Below are 22,145 nucleotides of genomic sequence, written 5' to 3' on the forward strand. Positions count from 1 at the left end.
CAAGACAGCCATCAGTTTGTCATACACGCTCTCCGCAGGTCCAAGGTGAACGGGAAATTGGGGTTGCGCTCGTCCTTCGGCAGCACCATCACGCCCGGCGTGTGGCCGACGCGGAAGAAGCGCGCCAGGCGCCGGGCCTCGGCCTCGTAGGCATTCACCGGCGCGGTGTCGTAGTTGCGCCCGCCCGGGTGCGCCACGTGGTACTGGCAGCCGCCCAGCGAGCGGCTCATCCAGCTGTCGACCAGGTCGATCGTCAGCGGCGCGTGCACGCCGATCGTCGGGTGCAGCGCCGACGGCGGCGCCCAGGCGCGGTAGCGCACCGCGCCGACGAACTCGCCCACCTTGCCGGTGGGCTGCATCGGGATCGCGCGGCCGTTGCAGGTGAGCACGTGGCGGTCGCCGACCAGGCCGGTGGCCCTGACCTGCAGCCGCTCGACCGACGAATCGACGAAGCGCACCGTGCCGCCCGGCGCGCCCTCCTCGCCCATCACGTGCCACGGCTCCAGTGCCAGCCGCAGCTCGACCTCGGTGCCCAGCGCGCTGAAATCGCCCAGCCGCGGGAAGCGGAAGTTCAGGTGCGGCGCAAACCACTCCGGCTTGAACGCATAGCCGAACTGGTTCAGCTCCTCGATGACGTCGCACAGGTCCTGCCACACGAAATGCGGCAGCATGAAGCGGTCGTGCAGCTCGGTGCCCCAGCGCTTCAGGCGCGGCGGCTGGTACGGCCGCTGCCAGAAGCGCGACACCAGCGCGCGCATCAACAGCTGCTGCGTGAGGCTCATGCGCTCGTGCGGCGGCATCTCGAAGGCGCGCATCTCCAGCAGCCCCAACCGCCCGGTCGGGCCGTCGGGCGAATACAGCTTGTCGATGCAGAACTCGGCCCGGTGCGTGTTGCCGCTGACGTCGATCAGCAGGTTGCGCATCAGCCGGTCGACCAGCCACGGCGGGCATTGCCCGTTGGTCTGTGCCGTCACGCGCTGCAGCTCGGCGAACGCGATCTCGATCTCGTAGACCGAGTCGTTGCGCGCCTCGTCGACGCGCGGCGCCWGGCTGGTCGGGCCGATGAACAGCCCCGAGAACAGGTAGCTCAGCGCCGGGTGGTTGTGCCAGTAGCCGACCATGCTGGCCAGCAGGTCGGGCCGGCGCAGGAACGGCGAATCGGCCACCGTCGCGCCGCCCAGCACGAAGTGGTTGCCGCCGCCGGTGCCGGTGTGGCGGCCGTCGACCATGAACTTCTCGGTCGACAGCCGCGTCTCGTGCGCCGCCTGGTACAGGTGCGTGGTCTGGTCGACCAGCTCGGCCCAGCTGTGCGCCGGGTGGATGTTGACCTCGATCACGCCCGGGTCCGGCGTGACGCGCAGCGTCGACAGCCGCGGGTCCTTCGGCGGCTCGTAGCCTTCCAGGATCACCGGCAGCTTCAGCTCGACCGCGGTGTCCTCGATCGCGGCCACCAGCTCCAGGTAGTCCTCCAGCGCCGTCACCGGCGGCATGAAGACGTACAGCCGGCCGCCGCGCGGCTCGGCGCTCATCGCGGTGCGCGTGATCCAGCCGGCGGATTCGAGCGCGGCCGGGCGCCGCACCGGCGCGTCGACGGTGGCGCTGCGGGCGGTGGCCGGTCCTGTTCCCAGCGCCGCCCTCGAGCGGTCGGCAAAGCCTCCGCCGGTCTCGCTGCGCTCGTGCGCGGTCGTGCCCTCGCTGCCGCCTTGCGCATAGCGCAGCCGGCGGTACGGCGGCAGCGGCGCGAACGGCTGCGTCTGGTCGGGCGGATGCACCCACGGCAGGTCGCCATCGGCGGCCCACGGTTGCGAATCGAGCGGCAGCCGGTAGCCCATCGCCGAATCGCCCGGGATCAGGTAGCAGCGCTCGGAACGCAGGAACCACGGGCCGCTCTGCCAGCGCGGCCCGGGCTTGCTGCCCTGGCCCGGGTGGCGCGCGACCGGCAGCACGTGCCCGACCACCTTGTCCAGCCCCTGCGAGAACACCTTGCGCACGCGCTCGCGCTCCAGCGGATCGGCCAGCCGCGCATCGAACGGGTCGACGTTGGTCGGCAGCTTGCGCTCGCGCCACAGGTAGTACCAGACGTCCTCGAAGGCCGGGAACACGTACTTGCCGTCCAGCCCCAGGCGCTGCGCGACACCCTTCAGGAACTTCTGCGCGGAGGCTTCGGTGACGCCGTCGTCGCGGTGTTCGTCGCCGAACAGCTCGGGGTGGGTCCAGATCGGCTCGCGGTCCTTGCGCCAGAACAGGTTCAGCGACCAGCGCGGCAGCTGCTCGCCCGGGTACCACTTGCCCTGCCCGTAGTGCAGCAGCCCGCCGTCGCCGTACTTGCGGCGCAGCTTGTCCATCAGCTCGGCGCTCAGCAGCCGCTTGGTCGGGCCCAGCGCGTCGGTGTTCCACTCGGCGCCGTCGCGGTCGTCCACCGACACGAAGGTCGGCTCGCCGCCCTGCGTCAGCCGCACGTCGTGGCGGCGCAGGTCGTCGTCGACGCGGTGGCCCATGGCCTCGATATCGCCCCACTGCGCATCGGTGTAGGGCAGCGTCACGCGCGGCGCCTCCCAGATGCGCGTGACCTTCATGTGGTGCTCGAACTCGGTCTCGCACTCGTCGAGCGCACCGCTCACCGGCGCCGCCGACGACGGCTCGGGCGAGCACGCGAGCGGGATGTGGCCCTCGCCGGCCAGCAGCCCCGAGGTCGGGTCGAGCCCGATCCAGCCGGCGCCGGGCAGGTAGACCTCGCACCAGGCGTGCAGGTCGGTGAAGTCGACCTCGGTGCCGCTCGGGCCGTCGAGCGACTTGACGTCGCTCTTGAGCTGGATCAGGTAGCCCGACACGAAGCGCGACGCGAAGCCCAGGTGGCGCAGCAGCTGCACCAGCAGCCAGCCGGAATCGCGGCACGAGCCGCTCGCGTTGACCAGCGTCTGCTCGGGCGTCTGCACGCCGGGCTCCATGCGGATCAGGTAGCCGATGTCCTTCTGCAACCGCTGGTTCAGCGCCACCAGGAAGTTGGTGGTCTGCATCTTCTCGCGCGAGATGCCGGCCAGGTACTTCTCGAAGGCCGGCGTCAGCGGCATCTTGTGGCGGTACGGCTCCAGCTCGGTGGCGAGCGACGGGTCGTACTCGAACGGAAAGTGCTCGGCCGCCGGCTCGAGGAAGAAGTCGAACGGGTTCAGCACCGACATCTCGGCCACCAGGTCGATCTCGATGCGGAACGACGTGGTCTTGTCCGGGATCACCAGCCGCGCCAGGTAATTGGACTGCGGATCCTGCTGCCAGTTGACGAAGTGCGTGGCCGGCTCGATGCGCATCGAGTAGCTCAGGATGCGCGTGCGCGAATGCGGTGCCGGGCGCAGCCGCACGATCTGCGGACCCAGGTTGATCGGCCGGTCGTACCGGTAGTGGGTCACGTGGTTCAGCGCAACGTGGATGGACATTCAGGGCTCCAGGGCATCGAGCGGAACAGGGAGGGAATCGGGCAGGGATTCGGGCAGCGCCTCGATGTCGATGCGAACCGTCATCGACTCGTCGCCGCCGCCCTCGCGCACGCCGCGGATCGGCGGGCACGCGGCATAGTCCGGCCCGACGGCCAGGCGCACGTGGCGCTCGTCCATCAGGCAGCGGTGGGTGATGTCGACGCTGAGCCAGTGCTGCGCCTGGCGGTCGACGCAGACGTCGACCCAGGCGTGGCTTGCCAGCGCCGGTGCCTCGGGCGCGTGGAAATAGCCGCTGACGTAGCGCGCCGGCACGCCGGCCGCGCGGCAGGCCGCGAGGTAGACGTGGGCCTGGTCCTGGCACACGCCGGCGCCCAGCGCCAGTGCCTCGGCGGCGGTGGTGCGCGTGGTCGTGACCTTGGGCCGGTAGGCGATGCGCTCGGCCACGTCGAGCGCCAGCGCCATCGCGCGCGGCGCATCGGCCCCGGTGGCGAGGTGCAGCTTGCCGAGCGCGGCGATGGCCGGCGACGGCGCCGTGAGCGGCGTGTCGCGCAGGTAGAAGGCCGGCGCGATCGCGTCGTCCACCAGCAGCGGCGACGCGTGCGTGCGCACCACGCCGCTCGCCCGCACCACGCCGCGCCAGGCGCGCTGGCGCAGCGTCCAGGTGTGGGCCAGGTTGCCGAAGCCGTCGCGCAGCGCGAACAGGCGGCCGGGCGCGCTCAGCTCCCAGTCGAGCACCGTCTGGTGGGCGCTCGGCTGCGGCGTGAGGCACAGCGACTGCAGCGCGTACTGCAGCGGCGCGCTGTAGTCGTAGTGGGTGACGTGGCGGATGCCGAGTTTCATCCGACGGGCTTCGTCATCACGCGGCGACCGGCACGAGGAAGTCGCGGCTGATGCCCACCCCCAGCGTGCCCACGCGCTCGAGGAACTGCGTCAGGAAGGCATGCAGGCCGGTGGCCAGGATCTCGTCGATGCGGCCGAAGCGCAGGTCGGCCTGCAGCCGGCCGGCGCGGCGCAGCGTGTCGGACGACTGCTCGTTGGCCACCTGGCGCAGGTTGTTGACCACTTCGTCCATGCAGGCCGCGAGCGAGCGCGGCATGTCGGCGCGCAGGATCAGCAGCTCGRCCACCTTCTCGGGGCGGATCACGTTGCGGTAGGCCTTGCGGTAGACCTCGAAGCCGGACACCGATCGCAGGATCGCCGACCAGTGGTAGAAATCGTATTCCTGGTCCTTGCCGTTGCCGTTGGCCGTGCCGGTGCCGAAAAATTCGCTCTCGACCGCGTGGAACTTGACGTCCAGCATGCGCGCGGTGTTGTCGGCGCGCTCGAGGAAGCTGCCGATGCGCAGGAAGTGGAAGGCCTCGTCCTGCAGCATCGTGCCCACCGTCACGCCGCGCGACAGGTGCGAGCGGAACTTGACCCATTCGAAGCCCTCGCCCGGGTCCTTCTGGAAGGTCTTGTGGCGCAGCATGCGCTGGAACTCGAGCCAGGTCTGGTTCTGCGTCTCCCACACCTCGGTGGTCAGGGTGCCGCGCACCGCGCGGGCGTTCTCGCGCGCGGCCATCAGGCAGCTGTAGATGCTGGACGGGTTGCGCTCGTCGCTGACCATGTAGTCCATCACCTTGCGCGCGTCGACCTCGCCGTAGCGCTTGGCATAGTCGGGGCTCAGCTCGGAGATGCTCAGCAGGCCCTTCCAGCCATTCTCGGCGGCATCGGCCGATTGCGGCAGCAGCGAGGTCTGGTAGTTGACGTCCAGCATGCGGGCGGTGTTCTCGGCGCGCTCCATGTAGCGGGCCATCCAGAAGAGGTGATCGGCGGTTCTTGACAGCATCTCAGGCCTCCAGCATCCACGTGTCCTTGGTCCCGCCGCCCTGCGACGAGTTGACCACCAGCGAGCCTTCCTTCAGCGCGACGCGCGTCAGCCCGCCCGGCACCATCTGCACCGTCTTGCCGCTCAGCACGAACGGGCGCAGGTCGATGTGGCGCGGCGCGATGCCGCTGTCGACGAAGGTCGGGCAGGTCGACAGGCTGAGCGTCGGCTGCGCGATGTAGCCGGCCGGGTTGGCCTCGAGCGCCTTGCGGAAATCGGCGATCTCCTCCTTCGTCGCGGCCGGGCCGACCAGCATGCCGTAGCCGCCGGCGCCGTGCACCTCCTTGACGACCAGCTCGCCCAGGTGGGCCAGCACGTACTTGAGGTCCTCGTCGTTGCGGCACTGCCAGGTCGGCACGTTGTTCAGGATCGGCTTCTCGCCGAGGTAGAACTCGATCATCTTCGGCACGTACGGGTAGATCGACTTGTCGTCGGCCACGCCGGTGCCGATGGCGTTGGACAGCGTCACGTTGCCGGCGCGGTAGACGCTCAGCAGGCCGGCACAGCCCAGCGTCGAATCGGGCCGGAAGGCCAGCGGGTCGAGGAAGTCGTCATCGACGCGGCGGTAGATCACGTCGACCCGCTTCGGCCCCTGCGTCGTGCGCATGTAGACGAAGTTGTCCTTGACGAACAGGTCTTGCCCCTCGACCAGCTCGACGCCCATCTGCTGCGCAAGGAAGGCGTGCTCGAAGTAGGCGCTGTTGTACATGCCGGGCGTCAGCACCACCACGGTCGGGTCGTTGACGGCGGCCGGCGCGACCGCGCGCAGGGTCTCGAGCAGCAGGTCGGGGTAGTGCGCGACCGGCGCGATGCGGTGCTGGCTGAACAGCTCGGGGAACAGCCGCATCATCATCTTGCGGTTCTCGAGCATGTAGCTCACGCCGCTGGGCACGCGCAGGTTGTCCTCGAGCACGTAGTACGAGCCGCTGCCGTCGGGGTTGGCGGCGCGCACGATGTCGATGCCGCTGATGTGCGAATACACGCCGCCCGGCACGTCGACGCCCATCATCTCGGGGCGGAACTGCGCGTTCTTGAAGATCTGGTCGCCCGGCACGATGCCGGCCTTGATGATCTCCTGGGCGTGGTAGACATCGTGGATGAAGCGGTTCAGCGCGGTCACGCGCTGGCGCAGGCCGGCTTCCATCTCGGTCCACTCGAAGGCCGGGATCACGCGCGGGATCAGGTCGAACGGGATCAGGCGCTCGGTGCCGGAGCCGTCTTCGTCCTTGGCGCCGTACACCGCGAAGGTGATGCCGACGCGGCGGAAGATCATCTCGGCTTCTTCGCGGCGCGAGCGCATCACGTCGCCCGGCTGCTGGGCCAGCCAGCGGTCGTACACCCGGTAGTGCTCGCGCACCGTGGTGCTGGTGGCCTGCATCTCGTCGAAGCTCGCTCTCATCGGTTCAGTCTCCTCGGGGTTCAGGTTAGCAAATTCCAGGCCATTCACGTCAGGGAGACGCCACCCGATGGTGCCAGTAGCGCCGCGCCCGGTCACGCTCGCAAACGCCAGCAGCGGCCGGGTGGTCGCTGCGCCAGCGCCAGGCGCCGCAGGACGGGCTGGCGGCCACCAGCACGTCGCGCTCGTGCAGCCGGGCCAGCACCTCGGGCACCGGGTGGCCGAAGCGGTTGCGGTAGCCGGCCTGGATCAGCGCCACCTGCGGCTGCACCGCATCGAGGAAATCGGCGGTCGACGAGGTGCGGCTGCCGTGGTGGGCGACCAGCAGCAGCTCGCTGCGCAGCAAGTCGCGGCTGCGCTCGACCAGCGCGCCTTCCTGTTCGCGCTCGATGTCGCCGGCCAGCAGCGCGCTGCGGCCGCCGGCGCTGACGCGCAGCACGCACGAGACGGCGTTGGGCTTGCGGGCGCGGCCGTAGTCGTCGGGAAACGGGTGCAGCATCTGGAACTGCACGCCGTCCCAGTCCCAGGATTGGCCGGCGACGCAGCGGGTGCTGGGTGCGCCGGCCTCGTGCAGTGGGTGGCCGTCCTCGAGCGAGCTGTGCAGTTCGTCCACCGGCAGGCCGGCCAGCAGCGCGGCGGCGCCGCCGGTGTGGTCGGCGTCGCGGTGGCTCAGCACCAGCCGGTCGATGCGCGACTCGCCCTGCGCGCGCAGCAGCGGCAGCAGCACGCGCTGGCCGGCATCGGTCTCGCGCGAGTACTGCGGGCCGGCGTCGTAGACCAGCAGGTGGCGCTGCGTGCGCAGCAGCACGGCGGTGCCCTGCCCGACGTCGAGCGCGACCAGCTCGAACTGGCCGGCGGATGGACGGTCCAGCGGCGGCATCAGCAAGGGCAAGGCCAGCGGCAGCGCGAGCAGGCGCAGGCGCCAGGGCAAGGGCAGCACCAGCAAGGCGGCGGCGAGCAGGCCGGCGAGCTGGGCCCAGCCCGGGGCGGCCGGGACGTTCCACACCGCCATCGGCACCTGCGCCAGCAGCGTGAGGCCGGCGACCAGCTGCTGCTCGACCCAGGCCCCGGCCGTCCACAGCAGCGGCCAGGCCGCACCCAGCAGCGCCAGCGGCGTGATCACCAGCGTGACCAGCGGGATCGCCACCAGGTTGGCCGCGAAGCCGACCAGCGAGATCTGCTGGAAGAAGATCAGCGTCAGCGGCGCCAGGCCGACGGTGGCGATGAGCTGGGTGCGCAGCCCGCCGGCCACGGCGCGGCGCAGGGCGGCCCAGCGCCCTCCTTCGGGCGGTTGCACGCGGCCGTGCACCGGCTCGGACGCCATCAGCAGCCCCACCGCCATGAACGACAGCCAGAAGCCCGGCTGCAGCAGCGCCCAGGGGTCGAAGGCGCTGACGACGACGGCCGCGGCCAGCAGCACCAGCGTCCACGGCCAGCGACGCCCGCCGGCCTGCAGCAGCGTGACGACCGCGAGCATCCAGATGGTGCGCTGGGCCGGCACGCCCCAGCCGGAAAACAGTGCATAGGCCATCGCCGCGGCCAGCCCGATCCAGCGCGCCGCCAGCGGCGCCGGCAGCCACAGCATCGCGCGCACCGAGCGCCGCCACAGCCAGCCGGCCGCGGCGCCGGCCAACCACGCGAACATCGTGACGTGCAGGCCGCTGATGCTGACCAGGTGGGCGATGCCGGTGGTGCGGAACAGCTGCCAGTCGCTGCGCTCGATGGCGGACTGGTCGCCGACCGCCAGCGCGGCCAGCACGCCGGCGGCTTGCGGATCGGCGACGCGTTCGTAGAGGCGGTCGCGCACCTGCTGGCGCAGGCGTTCGACCGGGTGGGCGGCGGCGGGGTCGAGCAGCTCGGCGCGGTCGCCCAGCACGTAGCCGGTGGCGCGCACGCCTTGCTCGAACAGCAGCAGTTCGTAGTCGAAGCCCTGCGGGTTCAGGTTGCCGTGCGGCTGGCGCAGGCGCACGGTGAAGCGCCAGGCCTGGCCGGCGCGCAGTTCGGACTGCGGGCCGCTCAACGCGCCTTCGTCATGCCAGCCCTTGTACCAGCCGAGGGACAGCAACGGCGGAACGGCGACGCGCTCGCCGCGGTGGCGCGCCTGGTCGACCTCGAAGCGGAATTGCAGGCCGGCGGGGGTGTGGTCGGGAAGGCTGGCGACGACGCCGGTCAGTTCGAGGTCCTGGCCTTCGAGCGACGCAGGGAGCAGCTCGGCGAGGCGCACGCCCGAACGCAGGTCGGCCATGGCAAAGCCGGCCAGCGCTGCCGCGACCGCGCCAAGCACAGCCCAGCGGCGCCAGCGCCATGCGAGCACCCCACAGGAGATGGCCGCCACCAACAACCACGCACCGGTTGTCATTGATCGAATCGCCGGTTGCTGGAGTTGCCAGGCCACCCCCAGCAGCCATGCGACCGCCGTGCCTGCGAGAACCAAGCCGCCTGCTCCGCCCATCGTGCGAGTGTAGGTGGGACGCTCCTGGCTGCGGATGCGGAACGGCGCGAAGAAGCTGAACTCAGGCCCGTGGCACGTTACTGAATCGCACTCATCACCCTCGGCAGGAGTTTCTCGGTGCGCCCAGTACAAAAATCAGGATCCTTGAGCAGTTCATGCAAGCATTCGGAACAGCTGCCACCGTGCCCGATCGCGGCATCGAGCCCGCCACGCAGCACAAGCAGGGAGCTCGAAGAGGCTCTTCAGGAATTCCTTGCGCTCAAGGCCCGGGATCCATGGGAGCAGCGCGATTGGCGGTACGCGTGGCAACGGGCCCTCCGCATCTGCATCCAGGAACGCAACGGCCCCATCCTGGAATGGCTGAGCCGTCGGTCTGAACCAGTCGAGAACCACAAGATGCAACCCGTAGCGGGACTGCAGCTGACAGAGGACATGGCGCCCGAGGCCCTGGAATGGGTTGTCAACGAGTGGTGCATCTCCCGCATGCATCCGGTGCCGATAGGATTCACCTATTCCTTCTGGCCCCGCGCCATCACGGAGGATGAAGTGCAACTTGTCGCCAAGCTGCTCCAGACCACGCCAGTCAGGGCGCTGAGTCTTGCGAGCTGCAGCCTGAACGACCAGCACATGGGCGTTATCGCCGAAGAGCTCAAGCGCCACCCTCATCTCAAGGTCCTCAACCTCGGCTCCAACCGATTCACTGACAAAGGGCTGGGCATGCTGGCTCTCGCACTGAAGGCCAACGAGAAGCTGACAGCCATCAATCTCGACCAGCATCGAAGCAACGGTGGTATCGCCGCAATCTGCAAGGCGGCACAGAAGAGTCCCAACCTCGAAGAGTTCAGCCTCCGCTCAGCACGGGGCGCTAGCAAAGACGCCAAGGCTCTTGGCGAACTGATCGAAGCGAATACGCTGCATCACCTTGACATCAGGGACATCTCGTTCTATCCCCATTGCGAGTACGACAGCCGGCACAAAAAGAGCATCAAACAAGCCGTCAAGCGGGAGCTTCGGCGAGGTGTGCTGACAAGGAAATCCAAGACTTCGCCCCTCGACGTCTCCTTGGCCCCCATCTACACCGGGATCGCCACAAGCACCAGCTTGATGTCGCTTTCCCTTGGGGTCGACCATCTAGGCAAGGCGCTGGCCGAAGCAATCGCGTCTACCCTGAGAAGCGAGCACTGTCACCTCTCCTTTCTCGAGATCCACATCGGCATCGGAGGCACATCCGAAGAGGCCAAGGAAATCCTGAAACCGGCATTGAGAGCAAACAAGTCGCTATTGACCTTCGTGTGCAGCAACTTGGCCCTCCAAGCCGTTGGCCAAGCCGTGACGGTGAAAAACTGCGCGTGGCAACAGCAGATGCCGTCGCGCACCGGATGGATCTTGGGTCTGATCTTCAATGCCGGCAGGGTGCTGCCACTCGATCTCTCGAATGAGATCGCGAAGCAGCTCATCAAGATCGACCAGATGAACGACCTGAAGACTGCGGATGGTTTGGTCGAAGCCGCCTTCGGCAAAAGGCCCCTTTGACGAAGCGGCTTCGACGAGGCCGACTAATTCCCCAACATCACCTTGAAGATCTTCTCGTTGCTGTTGTTGGGCGTGCTGTCCTTGTCCCCGGTGTTGGTGGTGGTCATCCACAGGTTGCCGTCGATCGTCGGCTCCACCGTGCGGATGCGGCCGTAGGTCCCGCGGAACAGTTCCTGCACGTTGGTCAGGCTGTCGCCGCTGATCACTTCGCGATACACCCGCGTGCCGCGCTGGCAGGCCACGTACAGCACGCCGCGCACGATCGCGATGCCGCTGCACGAGCCATCCGCCGTCGGGTAGGTGTGCTTGGGCGCGATGTAGCCCGAGGTGCCGCAGCCGCCGCCGCTGCGCGACGAGGTGCCTTCGCAGTCGGGCCAGCCGTAGTTGCCACCCTTCTGGATCAGGTTGGTCTCGTCCATCGTGCCGTCGCCGAACTCCTGCTCCCACAGCCGGCCCTGCGCATCGAAGGCCAGGCCTTGCGGGTTGCGGTGGCCATAGCTCCACACGTAGTTGCCGAACGGGTTATCGGACGGCCGCGTGCCGTCCGGGTTCATCCGCAGCACCTTGCCGTTCAGCCCGCTGGTGTTCTGCGCGTTGGCGCCGTTCTGCGCATCGCCGGTGGCCACGTAGAGCTTGCCGTCCGGGCCGAAGCGCAGCCGCCCGCCGTTGTGGTACTTGTTGCGCAGGATGCCGCTCAGCAGCACCTGGATCGTCGACGTGTCGAGCGTGCCGTTGACGTACTTCAGGCGGATCACGCGGTTGTCGCTGGCCGTCGTGTGCATCACGTAGAGCCACGGGTCGGTCGCCGGGAAGGCCGGCGTCACCGCCAAGCCCATCAAGCCGCCCTCGCCGTCGGTGCCCGACACGTTCGGGATCTTGCCGACGGTGGTCTTGGCGCCGGTGGCGGGGTTCAGCCGGATGATGTCCTGCGCATCGCGGCGGCTGTAGAGGATGTTGCCGTCGGGCAGCGTGACCAGGCCCCAGGGGACGTCGGTGTCGGCGGCCACCTGGCCCACCGAGCACACCGGGTTGCTGCAGGCGCCGCCCGTCGTCAGGCTGACGCTGGTGCTGCGCGACGACACGTTGCCCTGTGCATCGCGCGCCGCCACCGCATAACGGTAGGTGGTGTTGGCCGCCAGGCCGCTGTCGGTGTAGCTCAGGTTGGAGGTGGAGCCGACCTTGGCATCGTCGCGGTAGATGTCGTACGCGCTCACCGCGACGTTGTCGGTCGAGGCCTTCCAGTTCAGCGTCGCGGCGGTGCCGGCCACCGTGCCGGTCAGGCCGGCGGGCGTGGTGGGCGGCTCGGTGTCGGCGCTGCACTGCGGCACCGTGATCGGCAGCGTCGCACTGGCCTGCGAGACATTGCCGGCCGCGTCGCGGGCGTTCACGTACAGCCCCCAGCTGGCGCCCGGGGTCAAGGTGAGCGAGGTGCTGAGCGTGCTGCCGCTCACCGAGGCCATGGCCTGGCCGTCGTGGTAGATGTCGTAGAACGCGACGCCGACGTTGTCGGTCGAAGCCGACCACGACAGCGTGACCGAGCGGCATTGCAGGTTGGCGCTGCGCAGGTTGCCGGGGATCGACGGCGCCTGGGTGTCGTTGGTCCCGCCGTCGCTGCGCGTCCACACCTGGTTGCCGTTGCCGTGGCAGGCCCACAGCTGCAGCGGTGCCCCGTTGGCGTTGCTGGCGCTCGTGACATCCAGGCACAGCCCCGACTGCGAGCCTTGGATCGTGCCGTTGGCGTTGTAGCGCCACTGCTGGTTGGCCTGGCCGTTGCAGGTGTACGAGCTGACCGGCGTGCCGTTCGCGGTGCCCTGGCCCTTGGCATCGAGGCAGCGCGTGCCGCCGAAGGTGCGCAGCTCGCCGGAGGCGGTGAACTCCCATTTCTGGTTGGCGCCACCATGGCAGTCCCAGATCTGGACCCTCGCACCCGCGGTCATGCTGTTGCCGGTGACGTCCATGCAGCGTCCGCTGGCCTTGCCGACCAGTGTCGTCGTCGCGGCAGCGGCCGCACCGGGCAACGCGGCGAACGCCGACGCGAGGGCCAGCGGTCCGCACCAGGCAAGCCGCCGCAGCGCGCCTGCGTTCGGGATCTTCCAGGTCGTGGTGATGTCCATGGTGAGCCTCCTTGAGCTGTTGAAGAACATTTGTTCTGCAAACATCATCCGTGGAATCCAGGTTCGGTTCTGTAATCAGTCGTTCCCGCCGTCGGATACCCGCAGATTCCAGATTGCCGGCGAACTTGGGTAGGATCCCCGCCACTCTCACCTGCCCTCGCCTGCCATGACCGCCACCTCCGTCTACGACCGCCTGAAAGCCCTCGGCATCGAACTCCCGCCGGTGTCCATCCCCGCCGCCGCCTACGTGCCCTTCGTGCGCACCGGCAACCTGGTCTTCCTGTCGGGCCACATCGCCAAGCGCGACGGCAAGCCCTGGGTCGGCCAGCTGGGCCGCGACGTCGACACCGCGACCGGCAAGCAGGCCGCGCGCGCGATCGCGATCGACCTGCTGGGCACGCTGCAGGCGGCCGTCGGCGGCGACCTGAACAAGGTCGAGCGCATCGTCAAGGTGATGAGCCTGGTCAACAGCACCGGCGACTTCACCGAGCAGCACTTGGTCACCAACGGTTGCTCCGAGCTGCTGGCCGAGGTGTTCGGCGAACAGGGCAAGCACGCCCGCAGCGCCTTCGGCGTGGCCCAGGTGCCGATGGGCGCCTGCGTCGAGATCGAGCTGATTGCCCAGGTGGCCTGACGATGGCCGCCTCCCGTTTCGGCGCGACGCAGCGCCTGTATGCCGTCGCCGTGCTGTGCGTGCTGGCCATCGGCGCCGCGCTGTTCGCGCAATACATGTTCGACATGCGCCCCTGCCCGTGGTGCATCCTGCAGCGCCTGCTGTTCGCGGTGGTGGCCATCGTCTGCGTGGTCGCGGCCTGGCTGCGCGGCGGGGCACGCGTGGCGCTGGGCGGCATCGCGGTGGTGCTGAGTGCCTGCGGCATCGCGGCGGCGCTGTACCAGAACCTGGTGGCCGCCAAGTCGACCTCGTGCAACCTGACCTTCGCCGACAAGATCATCAGCGGCATCGGCATCGACAAGCTGATCCCGTCGGTGTTCTCGGTGACCGGCAGCTGCGCCGAAGCCGCGGTGTCCATCCTCGGCGTGCCGTTCGAGTTCTGGAGCCTCGCGTTGTTTGCGGTGCTCGGGCTGCTGGTGTTGTCCGCACTGCGCTCGCGCTGATGCAGTGCAAGGTGGCGCCCGCGCCACCATCGCGCTAAGCTGTCCCCCTACCTGCACTACCGGGGACACGACATGATGTGGCACTGGAATTCGTGGTGGGAACCGCGGCCGGACAACCCGACCGCCACCGAACCCCCGCCGCTGTGGCGCGGCCCGTGGGGCGTCGAGCACTTCGCGGCCTGGCAGGCACGCAACTGGGAACACATGCTCAGTGCCAGCCGCTCGGCCTGGAGCTTCTGGCTCGCGGCGCTGCCGGCGCCTACTTTTCCCACCATCGGACAGGTGACGCCGCCATCGGCGCCGCACGAAGTCCAGCCCGAACCCCCACCCAAACCCGTGCGCGCCGCGCGGCCCGAACGCGTCGTGCCGGCGCGCAAGCGCGCGTCACAGCCGGATGGGCGGCATTCGCTGCAGACGCGCAAGCACTGAGGATCAAGCGCCCGCCAGCACCCGCTGCGGCTTCATCCCCGCCTCCAGCACCTTCCCCTTGCGCGCCCGCTTGCCGCCGTAGACGGCGAGCGATGCGCCCTTCAGGTCCTCTTCCTTCGGCTTGCCGCCGCGGCCCAGGCCCAGCACCTTCAGCGTGCCGGCGCAGGTCGCGGTGGAAACCAGCGGGTCCTTCGCGTCCACGTCCATCAGCGTCAGCCCGCGCCCGCCGTTCGACTGCAGCTTCAGTTCGTCCAGCGCGAACACCAGCAGCCGGCCCGACAGGCTCAGGCAGGCCACCTGCGTGTGCGCGGCCGCCAGCGGCACCGGCGGCAGCAGCTTGTCGCCCTCTTCCAGCGACAGGAAGCCCTTGCCGCCGCGCTGGCGGCTGACCATGTCGGACACCTGGGCCAGCAGCCCGAAGCCGCCGGTGTTGGACAGCAGCAGCTTCGTCTCGGCACTCGCCGCAAAGTAGTGCAGCGGCTGGGTACCGCTTTCCAGGTCGACCAGCGTCGTGATCGGCTGGCCGTCGCCGCGCCCGCCCGGCAACTGGGCTGCCGGGATCGAGTACACGCGGCCGTTGCTGCCGAACACCAGCAAGGTGTCGACGCTGCGGCACGGGAAGGTGCCGTACAGCCCGTCGCCGGCCTTGAAGGCGACCGCCGCCGGGTCGACTTCGTGCCCCTTCAGCGCACGCGCCCAGCCCTTCAGGCTCACCACCACGGTGACCGGTTCGTCGAGCACCTTCACCTCCAGCACGGTGCGCTTGCCGGCCTGGATCAGCGTGCGCCGGTCGTCGCCGTACTGCTTGGCGTCGGCCTCGATCTCCTTGATCATCGTGCGGCGCAGCACGGCCGGGCTGCCCAGGATCTCCTGCAGCTTGTCGCGGTCGCCGCGCAGGTCCTTCAGCTCCTGCTCGATCTTGATCGACTCCAGCCGCGCCAGCTGGCGCAGCCGCAGTTCGAGGATGTCGTCGGCCTGGCGGTCGCTGAGCTTGAAGCGCTCGATCAGCGCCGCCTTCGGCTCGTCCGACTGGCGGATGATGCGGATCACCTCGTCGATGTTCAGCAGCACCAGCTGCCGGCCCTCGAGCACGTGGATGCGCTCCAGCACCTTGTCGAGGCGGTGCTGGGTGCGCCGCTGCACCGTCTGCGCGCGGTATTCGATCCACTCCTGCAGCATCAGCCGCAGCGTCTTCTGCGTCGGCCGGCCGTCGGCGCCGATCATCGTCAGGTTGATCGGTGCCGAGCTCTCCAGGCTGGTGTGGGCGAGCAAGGTGTTGATCAGGTCCTGCTGCTCGATGCGGCTGGTCTTGGGCTCGATCACGATGCGCACCGGCGCATCCTTGTTCGATTCGTCGCGCACCGCGTCCAGCACCGCCAGCACGRTCGCCTTCAGCTGCACCTGCTCGGCGGCCAGCGCCTTCTTGCCGGCCTTGACCTTCGGGTTGATCAGCTCCTCGATCTCTTCGAGCACCTTCTGCACGCTGGTGCCGTGCGGCAGCTCGTTGATCACCAGCTGCCACTGGCCGCGCGCCAGGTCTTCGATCTTCCAGCGCGCGCGCACCTTCAGGCTGCCGCGACCCGTGGTGTACGCGGCGCGGATGTCTTCCGGCGCGCTGATGATCTGGCCGCCGCCCGGGTAATCGGGGCCGGGCACCAGCGTGAACAGCTCGTCGTCGCTCAGCGACTCGTTGCGGATCAGCGCCACGGTGGCGGCGGCAATCTCGCGCAGGTTGTGCGACGGCAGCTCGGTGGCCAGGCCGACCGCGATGCCGCTCGCGCCGTTCAGCAGCACGAACGGCAGGCGTGCCGGCAGCAACCGGGGCTCGCGTTCGACACCGTCGTAGTTGGGCACGAAGTCGACCGTGCCTTCGTCGAGTTCGTCGAGCAGCAGGCGCGAGATCGGCGCCAGGCGCGCTTCGGTGTAGCGCATCGCCGCCGCGTTGTCGCCATCGCGCGAGCCGAAGTTGCCCTGGCCGTCGACCAGCGGGTAACGCTGCGAGAAGTCCTGCGCCATGCGCACCATCGCGTCATAGGCCGCCTGGTCGCCGTGCGGGTGGAACTTGCCGATCACGTCGCCGACGACGCGCGCGCTCTTGACCGGCCGAGCCCCGGCCGTGCCGCTGAAGGCCAGGCCCAGGCGCTGCATCGCGTACAGGATGCGCCGCTGCACAGGCTTCTGGCCGTCGCAGACGTCGGGCAGCGCGCGGCCCTTCACGACGCTGAGCGCGTATTCGAGGTAGGCCCGTTCGGCGTAGTGGGCCAGCGTGATGGCGTCGTTGGAATCGCCGGTGTCGAAGAGGTCGGTCGTCATTGTGGTTGTTTGCCGTCGTGGATCTGGAGTTCGCGCGGCATGCGGGCCTGCAGCAGCGCCCAGTACAGCTCCAGCACCAGGTGCACGTGCGCCTGGGTTTCGGGGATGGCCGGCATCTCGCCGCCGGCCTTGCGCACCGCCGATTCGCCGGCATTCCACGCCGCGAGCGCGACGTCGATGCGGCCGAAGCGGCGCGTCAGGGTGGAGAGCATGCGCGCACCGGCAAGGATGTTGGTGCGCGGGTCGAGCAATTGATCGCGCACGGCGCCGGTCAGCCCGCCATAGTGCTGCGCCGAGACGGGCGTCAGCTGCATCAGGCCGAGCGCGCCGCGCGGCGAGACCGCCTTCGGGTTGAAGCCCGACTCGACCGCGATGATGGCCTTCAGCAGCTCGATGTCGACGCCGTGCTGCGCGGCCGCCTCGCGCAGCAGCGGCTGCAGCGACTTGACCTCGGGCGCGAATTCGAGCCAGGTCAGCAGGCCGCCGGCGGCGTCGGTCTTGCCGGGCACGCGCTGGTCGCCTTTCGAGTCGCCCAGCACCAGGTGGTAGCGCGAGTCGACCTGGGTCGGCGCGAGGTGCGCTGTGCCGCTGCCGTCGACGTAGCCCCACAGCTCGGCTTGCGCGAGCGCGGGCACGGCCAGGGCGGCCATCGACAGCCAGGTCTTCGCCAGCAGGGTCTTCACGCGGCAGCCTTCCGGGCGCGGTACTCGTGCTCGAGCAGCGACATCACGACCAGCGAGTCCCAGCCGTCCTCGTCCTTCACGCTGTCGCGCAGCCGGCCTTCCTCGACGAAGCCCTCGCTGCGGTAGAGCGCCTGCGCGCGCACGTTGCGGGCTTTCACGTCGAGCCAGAAGCGGTGCGCACCGAGCGATTCGAAGGCCATGCCGGCGAGCAGGCGCACGCAGGCCCGGCCGAGGCCGCGGCCCTTGTCCTGCAGCACGATGCGCTTCAGCTCGACCGAGTGGTGCGGGTTGCGGCAGCCCTGCAGGATCACGAAGCCGGCGGCCTGCGTGCCGGTGCCGGCCTCGACGATGAAGTGCCGGAAATCCGGAAAGCGGATCGCGCCCTCGTGCTGCGTGCGGTCCCAGGGCGTGATGAACGGCAGGTTGGCCGGGTCCCGCTCGACACTCAGCACGAAGTCCAGGTCGCTCTGCATCGTCGGCCTCAGGCGCACCGAGCTTGCGGAAGCATTCACACGTCGACCTCGACGTCGTCACCGTGCAGCTCCATCAGCTCGCGACGCGCCGCCGCCTCGCCCTTGCCCATCAGCTTGGTCAGCGACTCGGTGGTGCCCGCGAAGTCGAGCGCGCCGAAGGCCACCTGCAGCAGGCGCCGCGTGTCGGGGTTCAGCGTGGTGTCCCACAGCTGCTCGGCATTCATCTCGCCCAGGCCCTTGAAGCGGCCGATGGTCCAGCTGTTGTCGCGCGCGCCTTCCTTGCGCAGCTTGTCGAGCGTGGCCGCCAGTTCGCCTTCGTCGAGCACGTACAGCTTGGCGGCCGGCTTCTTGCCGCGCGCCGGCGCATCGACGCGGAACAGCGGCGGCTTGGCGATGTAGACGTTGCCGCGCTCGATCAGCTTCGGGAAATGGCGGAAAAAGAGCGTCAAGAGCAAGACCTGGATGTGCGAGCCGTCGACGTCGGCGTCGCTCAGGATGCAGATCTTGCCGTAGCGCAGGCCGGACAGGTCGGGCGTGTCGTTGGCGCCGTGCGGATCGACACCGATCGCCACGGCAATGTCGTGGATCTCGTTGTTGGCGAACAGCCGGTCGCGCTCGACCTCCCAGGAGTTCAGCACCTTGCCGCGCAGCGGCAGTACCGCCTGGGTTTCCTTGTTGCGGCCCATCTTGGCGCTGCCGCCGGCCGAGTCGCCCTCGACCAGGAACAGCTCGTTCAGGTTCAGGTCGCGGCTCTCGCAATCGGTCAGCTTGCCGGGCAGCACGGCCACGCCCGAGCCCTTGCGCTTCTCGACCTTCTGGCTCGCGCGCTGGCGCGTCTGCGCCTGCCGGATCACCAGGTCGGCCAACTTGCGGCCCAGGTCGACGTGCTGGTTCAGCCACAGCTCCAACGCCGGCTTCACGTAGGTGGACACCAGGCGCAGCGCGTCGCGGCTGTTCAGGCGCTCCTTGATCTGGCCCTGGAACTGCGGATCGAGCACCTTGGCCGACAGCACGAAGCTGGCGCGCGAGAACACGTCTTCGGGCATCAGCTTGACGCCCTTGGGCAGCAGGCTGTGCAGGTCGATGAAGCCCTTGACCGCGCCGAACAGGCCGTCCTTCAGCCCGGATTCGTGCGTGCCGCCGTTGACCGTCGGGATCAGGTTGACGTAGCTCTCGCGCATCGGCGCGCCTTCTTCGGTGAAGGCGACGCACCAGGCCGCGCCCTCGCCCTCGGCGAAGTTCTCGGTCTCGCGCGCGTCGGCGTAGCGCTCGCCCTCGAACAACGGGATCACCGGGTCGGCGCTGAGCGCCTGCATCAGGTAGTCGCGCAGGCCGCCCTTGTAGGTCCAGCTCAGCACCTCGCCGCTCTTCTCGATCGTCAGCGACACGACCACCCCCGGCATCAGCACGGCCTTGCTGCGCAGCAGGTGGGTCAGCTCGGCCTTCGGGAATTCGACGCTCTCGAAGTATTTCGGGTCCGGCCAGGCGCGCACGGTGGTGCCGGTCTTGCGATCGCCGGCGGCCGCCTTGCGCACGACCAGCGCCTCGATCACGTCGCCGCCCGAGAACGCGAGCCGGGCCACCTGGCCTTCGCGGTAGACGGTGACCTCGAGGCGTTTCGCCAGCGCGTTGGTCACGCTGACGCCCACGCCGTGCAGGCCGCCGGAGAAGCTGTAGGCGCCGCCCGAGCCCTTGTCGAACTTGCCGCCGGCGTGCAGCCGGGTGTAGACGATCTCGACCACCGGGACCTGCTCCTCCGGGTGCAGCCCGAACGGGATGCCGCGGCCGTCGTCCTGCACGCTGACGGAGCCATCGGTGTGCAGCACGACGTCGATGCGTTTGCCATGGCCGGCCAGCGCCTCGTCGGCCGCGTTGTCGATGACCTCCTGGATGATGTGCAGCGGGTTGTCGGTGCGGGTGTACATGCCCGGCCGCTGCTTGACGGGCTCGAGGCCCTTGAGAACACGGATCGATGACTCGCCGTAGGAAGAATTGGGTTTGGTCGCCATGGGACGGATTCTAGGAGCCGTCCGGTTACATCCTGTTGTAGGCGAGGCAGCACCCGGATTGTCGTCCGGGCTGCATGATTCGCAGCCCGGATGCCAATCCGGGGTCAGCGGAACGTCCAGCGTGCGTTGTCGCCCCCCACGCAATCCCATTGGTGCACCGCCGCACCATCCGCCGTCGACACGTCGCTCACGTCCAGGCACTTGTTGCTGTGCGAGGCGCGCAGGTAGAAGTAGCCGCCGCCCTGGTCTTCCAGCTTGAACAGCTGGTTCGCACCGCCGGTGCAGGTCCATTGCTGGATCGCCGCGCCGTTGGCCGTGCTGACGCCGGTGACGTCCACACACTTGCCGCTCAGCACCGAGCGCAGCTGCCACAGCCCGTTGCCGGCGCTCTGCGCCACCCATTGCTGGTTGCTGCCGCCACCGTAGCTCCATTGCTGCAGCAGGGCGCCGTCGGTGGTGAGGCGATCGCGCACGTCGAGCGCCCGGCCGCTGTGCCTGGCGACGATCGCATAGGCCTGGCCCGACACCGGCCCGGTCGCCGGCGGGTTGGTCGGCGGCGTCGGCTGGTTGCTGCCGGTCGAGTCCTCGAACTGCAGCCAGTCGAGGTTCGCGACGCCCAACCCGCCCTTGGCGACCAGGTAGATGTTGTGCACGCCGCTGCTGCGCTGGATCGGCGTGGTCACTTCCTGGAACGTCGTCCAGCCGCCGGTGCCGGGCACGGTGACGGTGCCGACGTGCGCGCCGGTCGGGCTGTCCAGGTGCAGCTCGATCTGCTTGCCGGCATAGGCGGCATCCACCGCCAGCCGCAGCTTCAGCCGGTCGACGCCGCTGCCGAAGTCGACGTCGATGTAGCGCAGCCAGTCGCCGGCGTCGAAGCTGCCGATGCCGGTCGAATCGAAGCTGACGCCGCTCTGCGCATAGAACTGCTCGGCCTCGAGCTTGTTGGTGGCGCGCCAGTTGCCTTCGTACTGCAGGTTGCGGATCAGGCTGTTCTTGCCGGTGAGCGCCGCCTTGAACACGCTGTTGAGCATGGTGTTGGGCGCCATGTTCTTCTCGACGTCCCAGTTGCGCCACTTGGCTTCGATGGTCGCGTACGAGTCACTGGCGACGTTGGGCGTGTTGGCGCCGGCGTTGGTGCTGTTGTACAGCGCCCAGTTGCCGACGTTGGTGCCCTTGTAGGTCCAGCTGGTCCAGTGCCAGCCGGCCTCGTTGTAGCGGCGCAGCGCGTACTCCCAGCTGCTTTGCAGGTTGAACAGCATGAACTCGCCGACGTAGTGCGGCACGTTGTACGACAGGTACTGCTTCTCCTGGTTGATCTTGCCTTCGGTGAAGTTCACCTGGGCCTGGTAGTTGGATTCGTTGCCCCAGTTGTAGTAGTGGAACTCGTAGATCACGTTGGTCCACCCGTAGTCGGACGGGCGCGTGATCGCGCTCCAGTCCCAGATGCCTTCCATGATCACGATGTGGTTCGGGTCGACCGCACGGATCTCCTTGTAGAACCGGTCGTACATGTCCAGCACCGGGCGCGTGGCCGGCGCCGGGTAGCTGAGCGACGGCTCGTTCAGCAGGTCGTAGCCGGCCACCGTCGGCTCGTCGCGGAAGCGCGTGGCGATCTCGCGCCAGAAGTTCAGCGACTGGTTCTGGAACGTGGTGTTGTTCCACAGCGCGCCCGAGCCGCCGATGCGGCCGCTGTGGTCGGCGCCGTTCTGCGAACCGGGAGCGCCGTGCAGGTCGAGGATGACGTACATGCGGTACTTCTTCGCCATCGCGACCACCCACTCGATGCGGCGGAAGTCGATCTTGCCGGACGGGTCGCGCTTCCACGAGCCGTCTTCGTTCATGTGGTTCAGGTAGTAGATCGGCAGGCGCACCGCGCTCATGCCGAGGTCGCCGAGGATGCGGAAATCCTTCTCCTGCAGGTAGCTGTCCTGGTAGGCGTTGATCAGCGCATCGCGGCCGCTGTCGCCGAAGCGCTGGCTCAGCGTCTTGCGCATCGTGTAGTCGTCGCCGGCGCCAGCCAGCGGCGACATCCAGGTCTCGTGCACCTGCCAGCCGCCGAGGTTGACGCCGCGCAGGTAGATGGGGTCGCCGGTGCCGTTCTGGTTGCGCACCGTGCGGCCGTCGACCTTCAGGAAACTGCTGTGGGCCAGGGCATTGCCGGCCAGCATCAAGGCGGCCAGCGGGAGGAGAGCGAAACGCTGCAGGAGTTTCATGGGCGGACTGGGGTGAATGTGGAAACGGTTCCAGTCCGGGATTCTTCTTGTGCGCGACCGGAGTCACCTTCGGGTTAACCCTTGATCCGTGTCCGGCAATGTCACGATCTGTAGCC

Annotated in this window: 15 protein-coding genes; 4 read left to right on the top strand and 11 right to left on the bottom strand. The window is 68.7% G+C overall.

Annotated elements, in window-relative coordinates; translation table 11 throughout:
• Positions 1-11: 11 nt before the first annotated feature.
• From AC1DYN_RS02640 to AC1DYN_RS02660, 5 genes are read right to left on the bottom strand one after another with little or no spacing between them, the layout of a single operon-like run.
• Positions 12-3,431 carry a transglutaminase family protein gene (locus tag AC1DYN_RS02640; protein WP_477957548.1) on the bottom strand — a complete coding sequence of 1,140 codons (3,420 nt, stop codon included), beginning with the start codon at positions 3,429-3,431 and terminating at the stop codon, positions 12-14.
• The gene (locus AC1DYN_RS02645; RefSeq protein WP_477957549.1) at positions 3,432-4,271 is read right to left on the bottom strand and encodes a transglutaminase family protein; all 840 of its coding nucleotides are present in this window, start codon (positions 4,269-4,271) and stop codon (positions 3,432-3,434) included.
• 16 nt (positions 4,272-4,287) lie between these two features.
• A complete protein-coding gene (locus AC1DYN_RS02650) occupies positions 4,288-5,259 on the bottom strand; it encodes an alpha-E domain-containing protein (RefSeq protein WP_477957550.1) in 972 nt (323 codons plus the stop codon).
• 1 nt (position 5,260) lies between these two features.
• A complete protein-coding gene (locus tag AC1DYN_RS02655) occupies positions 5,261-6,697 on the bottom strand; it encodes a circularly permuted type 2 ATP-grasp protein (RefSeq protein WP_477957551.1) in 1,437 nt (478 codons plus the stop codon).
• Positions 6,698-6,746: 49 nt separating this feature from the next.
• On the bottom strand, positions 6,747-9,146 hold the full coding sequence (locus AC1DYN_RS02660; protein WP_477957552.1) for a DNA internalization-related competence protein ComEC/Rec2: 2,400 nt from the start codon (positions 9,144-9,146) through the stop codon (positions 6,747-6,749).
• A gap of 396 nt (positions 9,147-9,542) precedes the next feature.
• Here AC1DYN_RS02660 and AC1DYN_RS02665 point away from each other — a divergent pair, with 396 nt between their 5' ends.
• The gene (locus AC1DYN_RS02665; RefSeq protein WP_477957553.1) at positions 9,543-10,679 is read left to right on the top strand and encodes a leucine-rich repeat domain-containing protein; all 1,137 of its coding nucleotides are present in this window, start codon (positions 9,543-9,545) and stop codon (positions 10,677-10,679) included.
• 23 nt (positions 10,680-10,702) lie between these two features.
• On the opposite strand, the gene AC1DYN_RS02670 is transcribed toward AC1DYN_RS02665, so the two are convergent.
• Positions 10,703-12,793, bottom strand: coding sequence for a PQQ-dependent sugar dehydrogenase (locus tag AC1DYN_RS02670; protein ID WP_477957554.1), 2,091 nt, complete (start codon positions 12,791-12,793; stop codon positions 10,703-10,705).
• A 166-nt stretch (positions 12,794-12,959) separates the two neighbouring features.
• Here AC1DYN_RS02670 and AC1DYN_RS02675 point away from each other — a divergent pair, with 166 nt between their 5' ends.
• From AC1DYN_RS02675 to AC1DYN_RS02685, 3 genes are all read left to right on the top strand, one after another.
• A complete protein-coding gene (locus AC1DYN_RS02675; RefSeq protein ID WP_477957555.1) occupies positions 12,960-13,427 on the top strand; it encodes a RidA family protein in 468 nt (155 codons plus the stop codon).
• 2 nt (positions 13,428-13,429) lie between these two features.
• Positions 13,430-13,909: a disulfide bond formation protein B gene (locus AC1DYN_RS02680; RefSeq protein WP_477957556.1), complete on the top strand. Its 480-nt coding sequence runs from the start codon at positions 13,430-13,432 to the stop codon at positions 13,907-13,909.
• A 72-nt stretch (positions 13,910-13,981) separates the two neighbouring features.
• A complete protein-coding gene (locus AC1DYN_RS02685; protein ID WP_477957557.1) occupies positions 13,982-14,338 on the top strand; it encodes a hypothetical protein in 357 nt (118 codons plus the stop codon).
• Positions 14,339-14,341: 3 nt separating this feature from the next.
• Here the strand turns inward: AC1DYN_RS02685 and parC are convergent, their stop codons facing one another.
• The 5 genes from parC to AC1DYN_RS02710 form a co-directional block, all read right to left on the bottom strand.
• A complete protein-coding gene (gene parC, locus AC1DYN_RS02690) occupies positions 14,342-16,651 on the bottom strand; it encodes a DNA topoisomerase IV subunit A (protein WP_477957558.1) in 2,310 nt (769 codons plus the stop codon).
• Positions 16,648-17,334 carry a lytic transglycosylase domain-containing protein gene (locus tag AC1DYN_RS02695; RefSeq protein WP_477957559.1) on the bottom strand — a complete coding sequence of 229 codons (687 nt, stop codon included), beginning with the start codon at positions 17,332-17,334 and terminating at the stop codon, positions 16,648-16,650. The genes parC and AC1DYN_RS02695 overlap by 4 nt, the downstream gene beginning before the upstream one ends.
• Positions 17,331-17,846: a GNAT family N-acetyltransferase gene (locus AC1DYN_RS02700; protein WP_477957560.1), complete on the bottom strand. Its 516-nt coding sequence runs from the start codon at positions 17,844-17,846 to the stop codon at positions 17,331-17,333. Before AC1DYN_RS02700 ends, AC1DYN_RS02695 begins: the two co-directional genes overlap by 4 nt.
• Entirely contained in the window at positions 17,843-19,816 is a 1,974-nt protein-coding gene (locus AC1DYN_RS02705) for a DNA topoisomerase IV subunit B (RefSeq protein WP_477957561.1), read from the bottom strand. Before AC1DYN_RS02705 ends, AC1DYN_RS02700 begins: the two co-directional genes overlap by 4 nt.
• 104 nt (positions 19,817-19,920) lie before the next feature.
• On the bottom strand, positions 19,921-22,029 hold the full coding sequence (locus AC1DYN_RS02710; RefSeq protein ID WP_477957562.1) for an RICIN domain-containing protein: 2,109 nt from the start codon (positions 22,027-22,029) through the stop codon (positions 19,921-19,923).
• Between the last annotated feature and the right edge of the window lie 116 nt (positions 22,030-22,145).

The sequence above is a fragment of the Rhizobacter sp. P2_D12 genome (assembly GCF_056404395.1).

Bases quoted from the DNA above. Each gene is read 5' to 3' on its own strand.
- AC1DYN_RS02685 (WP_477957557.1), top strand. From the start codon at position 13,982: ATGATGTGGCACTGGAATTCGTGGTGGGAACCGCGGCCGGACAACCCG.
- AC1DYN_RS02670 (WP_477957554.1), bottom strand. From the start codon at position 12,793: ATGGACATCACCACGACCTGGAAGATCCCGAACGCAGGCGCGCTGCGG.
- AC1DYN_RS02705 (WP_477957561.1), bottom strand. From the start codon at position 19,816: ATGGCGACCAAACCCAATTCTTCCTACGGCGAGTCATCGATCCGTGTT.
- AC1DYN_RS02660 (WP_477957552.1), bottom strand. From the start codon at position 9,146: ATGGGCGGAGCAGGCGGCTTGGTTCTCGCAGGCACGGCGGTCGCATGG.
- AC1DYN_RS02680 (WP_477957556.1), top strand. From the start codon at position 13,430: ATGGCCGCCTCCCGTTTCGGCGCGACGCAGCGCCTGTATGCCGTCGCC.
- AC1DYN_RS02655 (WP_477957551.1), bottom strand. From the start codon at position 6,697: ATGAGAGCGAGCTTCGACGAGATGCAGGCCACCAGCACCACGGTGCGC.
- AC1DYN_RS02710 (WP_477957562.1), bottom strand. From the start codon at position 22,029: ATGAAACTCCTGCAGCGTTTCGCTCTCCTCCCGCTGGCCGCCTTGATG.
- AC1DYN_RS02665 (WP_477957553.1), top strand. From the start codon at position 9,543: ATGCAACCCGTAGCGGGACTGCAGCTGACAGAGGACATGGCGCCCGAG.
- AC1DYN_RS02675 (WP_477957555.1), top strand. From the start codon at position 12,960: ATGACCGCCACCTCCGTCTACGACCGCCTGAAAGCCCTCGGCATCGAA.
- AC1DYN_RS02645 (WP_477957549.1), bottom strand. From the start codon at position 4,271: ATGAAACTCGGCATCCGCCACGTCACCCACTACGACTACAGCGCGCCG.